A 5,867-nucleotide genomic window follows, 5' to 3' on the forward strand; every position below is an offset into this window, starting at 1 on the left:
CTCGTGGTAGCCGCGCGGACCGATCTGGAAGCCGGTGCCGTAGGAGCCGCCGGCGAACCGCACGGCCGTCGCGACGCTGGACACCGGCGCGGTCGCGGGCAGCGTGACGACGACGCGGTCCCCTCCGGGCGACACGAGGTCCAGGCTCTGTTCGGCGGTCACGGCGGGGACGCTAGAACACCCGTGACGGCGCTCACCAGCTCGCCCGGACCGCCCGGTGGTCTCCCCGAAGCCGTGCGGCGCGGATAGGTTTGAACCCGTGTTCGCCGTGGGAGGTGCCCTGCTGCTGGTGTTCGCCGCGCTCGGCCACCTGCGCGGCAGGCGGGCGCTCGCCGCGCTGGAGCTGGTGGTCGCCGCGTCGGTGGTGGTGACGCCGTACGCGGTCGCCGTCCTCTACGCGGCGTTCGCGGTTCACCTGGTGCGCCTGCGGAAGCGGCGTCCCGGCGCGCCGTGCGGGTGCTTCCGCGGCGAGGGCCCGGTCACCGGCTGGACGATCGGGCGGGCGGTGGTGTTCGCGGTGGGCGCGGCGGTGGAACCGGCCGTGCCGCCGCTGATCGCGCTGTCCGGCGGCTTCGTCCTGGCGATGGCCGGGTACCTGCTGCCGGAGGTCGCGGGCCTGCTCCGACCGCCCCTCGGGCGCCGGGGGGACCACTGACGGTGAACGCGGGGCGTTCGGCACACCGAACCGGCGTCACCGCAGGTCGGTCCAGTAGCTGGTGGCCGCGCGGTCGGGTCGCCGCCGCAGCGGGTCGCCCAGCAGCCGGGCCACCACGGCGATCGGCGTGACCACGAGCAGGTACACCACCAGCAGCACCGCCGGCACGACGACGCGGCGCACCACCACCATCACGATCTCCTCCTGCGGTACCCGGGGTCAGTCGAGCGGGATCTCGTCGCGCCAGTCGCGCTCCTCGCGCCACTCCGGCTGCTCGTCCTTGAGCAGCAGGGTGTTGCCGAGGGCCAGCGCGTCGATGTCGGTGCGCATGAAGCACCGGTAGGCGTCCTCCGGGGTGGCCACGATGGGCTCCCCGCGCACGTTGAACGAGGTGTTCACCAGCACCGGGCAGCCGGTCCGGGCCTTGAAGCCGGTCAGCAGCCGGTGCAGCTTCGGGTCGGTGTCCGCGGTGACGGTCTGCACCCTGGCGGAGTGGTCGACGTGGGTCACCGCGGGGATCGTCGACCGCGCGACGCGCAGCAGGTCCAGCCCGCTCGCGCCGGCGTCGTCCGGGACCGGCAGCCGCTGCGCCTCGGCGACCTGCGCGACGACCAGCATGTACGGGCTCGACCCGCGCAGCCGGAAGTACTCGGTGGCGTCCTCGGCGAGCACGACCGGCGCGAACGGCCGGAACGACTCGCGGAACTTGATCTTCAGGTTCATCGCCGACTGCATTCGGGGGTCGCGGGCGTCGCCCAGGATCGAGCGCGACCCCAGGGCGCGCGGCCCGAACTCCATGCGGCCCTGGAACCAGCCGACCACCTTGCCGCCCGCGAGCAGCCCGGCGACCTCGTCGGACAGCTCGGCCTCGGTCAGCCGCCGGTGCGGCAGGCCGTGCGCGTCCAGGTAGGCGCGGATCTCCTCGTCGCCGTAGGAGGGGCCCAGCCGGGCGCCGCGCATCGCGTCCCGGCCCGCGCGGACGTGGTCGCGGGGCGGGTCGGCGGCCAGCAGCGCCGCGCCCAGCGCGCCACCGGCGTCGCCCGCCGCGGGCTGGACCCACACGTCGTCGAACAGCGCCCGCTCCACGATCTTGCCGTTGGCGACGCAGTTCAGCGCGACACCGCCGGCCAGGCACAGGTTCGCCTCGCCGGTGCGCTCCCGCGCGGTCCGCGCCAGGCCGAGCATGACCTCCTCGGTCACCTGCTGCACCGAGGCGGCGAGGTCGAACTCGCGCTCGGTGAGCGGGCCCTCCGGCTCCCGGCGCGGCCCGCCGAACAGCTCCTCGAACGCCCGCCCGGTCATCACCTGGCCGCGCAGGAACTCGAACATCGAGGTGTCCAGGCGGAACGAGCCGTCGGGCTTGACGTCGACCAGCCGCTCCCGGATCAGCGGCGCGTAGGTGGGCCTGCCGTACGGGGCGAGGCCCATCAGCTTGTACTCGCCGGAGTCGACCTTGAACCCGCAGAAGTAGGTGAACGCCGAGTACAGCATGCCCAGGGAGTGCGGGAAGCGCAGCTCGGCCACTGGCTCGACCCGGTTGCCGCGGCCGTGCCAGATCGTCGTGGTCGCCCACTCGCCGACCCCGTCCACGCACAGCACGGCCGCCGACGCGTACGGGCTGGGCAGGAACGCGGACGCGGCGTGCGACTCGTGGTGGCGGTAGTACCGGACCGGCGGCGGCGCGCCCAGGTCCAGCTCCCGCAGCCGCTCGCGGACCTCGGCGCCGGCCCTCGCCTTCCACGCGAGCCAGGCCGGCACGACGTCGCGGAAGGCGCGCCACGCCCCGGGCGCGGTGGCGACGAAGGTCGACAGGACGCGGCGGAACTTCAGCCGGGGGTCCTCGTAGTAGGCGATGGCGTCCAGGTCGTCCAGCTTCGCGCCGGCCTCCTCCAGGCAGTACCGGACGGCCAGGTCCGGGAACGCGGAGTCGTGCCTGCGCCTGCTGAACCGCTCCTGCTGGGCGGCCGCCACGACGCCGCCGGCGTCGACCAGCGCCGCCGCGCTGTCGTGGTAGAAGGCGGAGATACCGAGTGCTGCGGTGGCCACGCGGATCGGCTCCTCATCGCCGGGCGTACCGTGCGGTACGGGTCTTCAGGGTGCTGTAGAGGGAGGCCGCGACGCCCTCGGGCGGGTTGAGCGACCGGTAGCCGACCCGGATGCGGCGCCACACCTCGCCGTCGTCGCGGGGCTGCTCGGCCAGGTAGCTGTCGATGGCGTCGACCGCCCAGGCGGAGTGCCCGGTGGAGACGTTGTCGATGGTGTTGTGCAGGTCGACGAACTGCGTGCTGAACCCGTGGTGCAGCAGGCCGACCCGGGCGTCCCGGTAGCTGCCACCGACCCCGGACAGCTCCATCGCGAGGTTCAGGCCCAGGATCTCGGGCTGGAACGTGCGCGGGAACCGGGAGATGCACAGCCAGTACACCGGCAGCTCGAACGACTCGTCGTGGAACCCGGGGTGGGCGCTGAACCCCGGCGAGTCCGTCGGCGGCAGGTCGACGCCCATCTGGCGGAGCAGGTCGCGGTAGATCTTCGGGTGGTTCAGCTCCCACACGCCGTTGCCCAGCTCGTCCCAGTAGGTCTGGAACAGGAACTGCCCGGTGGGGGAGGAGGCGAGCTGGTGGTCGGTGAACCCCTGGAGCCAGCCGCCGTCGATCATGATCAGCGGGGCGAGCTGGAGGGTCGAGTCGACCAGCTCCTCGCGGGTGGGCAGCCGGGGCTCGCCCGCGTCGTGCTCGGCGGCGTGCCGGTCGTGCTCGGCGGCGAGCCAGCCGCGCAACCCGGTCTCGGGGTCCCAGCGCGGCGGCAGCGCCCGCCGGGCCCGGTCGAGGCCGTAGGCGGAGCGGGCCAGCCAGCGGGTCACGTAGTCGTGCGCGTACCGGCGCAGGCCGGGGGAGTCGTCGCGGCTGAGCAGCGCGCGGTACGCCTCGCGGGCCGGTGGCCTGCCGAAATCGTCGTCCCCGGTCGTGGTGGGCGCGGCGGTGGGCGGGTCGTCGGGGCGGTGCCACGACCGCTGCGCGCGGTGCAGCCGTTCGTGCCCGGCGGCGCCCGGGGCCGACCCGTCCGGCGACAGGCCGGCGATCCACCGCCGCAGCACCGCCACCTCGTCGTCGGTGAAGATGCGGAACATCCGGCCCTTCTCGCCGATGAGGCCGCGCAGCAGCGGGCTGCGGTCGGGCCTGCCCGGCCGGACCAGGGTGCTGCGCGCCAGCGCGTCCAGGAACGCGCCCGGCCCGGCGTCGACGTCGGCGAACCACTCGGCGAGCGGCCTGCCCTCCAGCGGGAAGTCGGCGTGGTAGACGGCCGCCTGCCTGGCCCTGGCCCAGATCAGCCGCCACATGTCGTAGTCGGGGTGGGTGGCCAGCTCGGTCTCCCGCAGCAGCGCCGCGCACCAGGTCCGCAGCTCCTGCCCGGCCCACCGGAAGCCGTGCCGCAGGCGGTCGCCCGCGCCGCCGTCTAGCACCGCCTCGGCGGCCGACAGGGACAGCTCCAGCGCCGTGCGCGGGTCCTCGCGCCGCCGCGCGCCGAGGTCCAGGGTCTCCGCGGGCACGCCCAGGTCGGCCGGGTCGAGCCCGGCCAGCGGCGGCAGCAGGCCGACCGCGCGCAGGTGCAGGTCCGCGCCGACCAGCTCGGGCAGGAACAGCTCCGGCAGGCGGCTCATGGCCAGCAGCAGGGCGGGCAACCGGAAGCTGAAGCTCTCCACCTGGTCGCTGCCCGCGAGCCGCACGCCGGGCGCCTCGTCGAGCAGCCGGTGCGCGCGCAGGACCGCCCGGTAGTCGCTGCCGCGGTCGGCGTGCGGGTAGCCGACGCCGACGTCCTGGGCGTAGAGCGCCAGGACGCGCAGCGCCAGGTCGGTCTCCGCGTTGCCGGCGCTGGAGAGCCACTGGAGCCACGCGCCCGCGGACAGCGCCAGCGGCGCGCAGTTGTTCAGCACGCGGTCGCGCGCCGAACCCCGGTCCGGGCCGCCGAGGACCTCGCGGAACCGGCGGCCCTCCTCGACCGCCCACTCCCGGGCCCGGTCCACCAGGACCGCAAGGTCGGGATCCTCCCCGTCGTGCTCCCCGGCCGCCGCGAGGGCCGCCCGGATGCGGGGCAGCTCGCCGGCGCGGGGTGACGGGCACTCGGGGTCGAGCGCCCGCAGGTACGTGGTGCGGTACTCCGCGTCCGACACGGCTGCCCCCCAGGTCCGGACCGGTTAGAACATCGGGTAGATCGAGTTGTCGTTGCGGCGCTTGCGCTTGCGCCGCCGGAAGAACCGCGCGATCCTGCGGAACATCAGCCGACCCCCTCCAGCTCGCTGTCGAGTCGTTCGCCGTCGAGCCCGAGCGCGTCCCGCATGGCCTCCGCGACCACCCGGTTCCCCTCGTCGTTGAGGTGGACCAGGTCCACGAAGAACCAGTCGTCGCCGGACAGCGCCGGGTTGGTGTCGAAGAAGGACACCGACCGCTCGGCGCACACCGCCGCCAGCCGGTCCCGGTACCGCTCGTACACCTGCCGGTCGAGGATCGGCCGGAACAGGTTCCACACCGCCGCCCGCTCCCGGTCGGCGTCGTCGATCAGGGCCCGCTCCTCCGGCGTGCGCCGCTTGCCGGTCCACAGCGCGGTGGGCTGGAGCGCGAAGTGCACCCGGGCGCCGGTCGGCGCGGCCAGTTCGAGCAGGCGGTCCAGGTCGCGGGAGCACTGGGCCACCGCGGTGTCGACCCGCTCCTCGGGCGTGGGCGCCTGCGGTTCCCCGTCCTCTTTCGCGGCGCCGCCCGACAGGCCGATCCGCTTGGCCAGCCGGCCCAGCGCCCACTTCGGCTGCCGGAGCTGGTTGCCCGCCTCGGGCACGCCGAGCTGGGTGAAGAACTCGCCGGAGAAGAAGAACTGGCCGTAGTCGGCGCGGGCGTCGGGCAGGCCCGCGACCACGAGGTCGTTCAGGCCGGAGAACACGATGATGTCGCGCACCCGCGGCAGCTGGTGCCGGTGCAGCATGAACAGCACCAGCTCCTGGGTCGAGTTGTAGGCGGGCGCGCCGAGGTTGAACCACGTCGCGGCGCCCTCGCCCCGGGACAGCACCGAGGTGATGGTGCGCTCGTCGGAGGTCGCGCCGAAGCCGAAGGCGGGCGAACCGCCGAGCAGCACGCTCACCTCGCCGCCGGGGTGGTTCTCCAGCAGCGAGCACGGGCCGTCGGGCCCCGACCCGAGCCGGAACCCGCCCGCGTCGGTGTTGAGC

5 protein-coding genes are annotated in these 5,867 nt (G+C 74.5%); 1 reads left to right on the top strand and 4 read right to left on the bottom strand.

All coding sequences use genetic code 11. The features are described from left to right. Positions 1–259: 259 nt before the first annotated feature. Positions 260–655: a MauE/DoxX family redox-associated membrane protein gene (locus tag ACFV4N_RS38550; RefSeq protein WP_499677625.1), complete on the top strand. Its 396-nt coding sequence runs from the start codon at positions 260–262 to the stop codon at positions 653–655. A 36-nt stretch (positions 656–691) separates the two neighbouring features. On the opposite strand, the gene ACFV4N_RS38555 is transcribed toward ACFV4N_RS38550, so the two are convergent. The 4 genes from ACFV4N_RS38555 to ACFV4N_RS38570 form a co-directional block, all read right to left on the bottom strand. Continuing rightward, positions 692–847 (bottom strand): hypothetical protein, encoded by a 156-nt coding sequence (locus tag ACFV4N_RS38555; RefSeq protein ID WP_499677626.1) that lies wholly within the window; start codon positions 845–847, stop codon positions 692–694. Between the two features lie 27 nt (positions 848–874). Beyond that, a complete protein-coding gene (locus tag ACFV4N_RS38560) occupies positions 875–2,701 on the bottom strand; it encodes a carbamoyltransferase family protein (protein ID WP_499677627.1) in 1,827 nt (608 codons plus the stop codon). Between the two features lie 13 nt (positions 2,702–2,714). After that, a complete protein-coding gene (locus ACFV4N_RS38565; RefSeq protein ID WP_499677628.1) occupies positions 2,715–4,823 on the bottom strand; it encodes an iron-containing redox enzyme family protein in 2,109 nt (702 codons plus the stop codon). 104 nt (positions 4,824–4,927) lie between these two features. Beyond that, positions 4,928–5,867, bottom strand: a 940-nt coding sequence (locus ACFV4N_RS38570) for an SGNH/GDSL hydrolase family protein (RefSeq protein WP_499677629.1), incomplete at its 5' end; no start/stop codon positions are given.

The sequence above is a fragment of the Actinosynnema sp. NPDC059797 genome (genome assembly GCF_042732085.1).
Taxonomy (GTDB): Bacteria; Actinomycetota; Actinomycetes; order Mycobacteriales; family Pseudonocardiaceae; genus Actinosynnema.

Excerpts from the sequence above, each read along its gene's own strand:
- ACFV4N_RS38555 (WP_499677626.1), bottom strand. The coding sequence starts at position 847 with ATGGTGGTGGTGCGCCGCGTCGTCGTGCCGGCGGTGCTGCTGGTGGTG.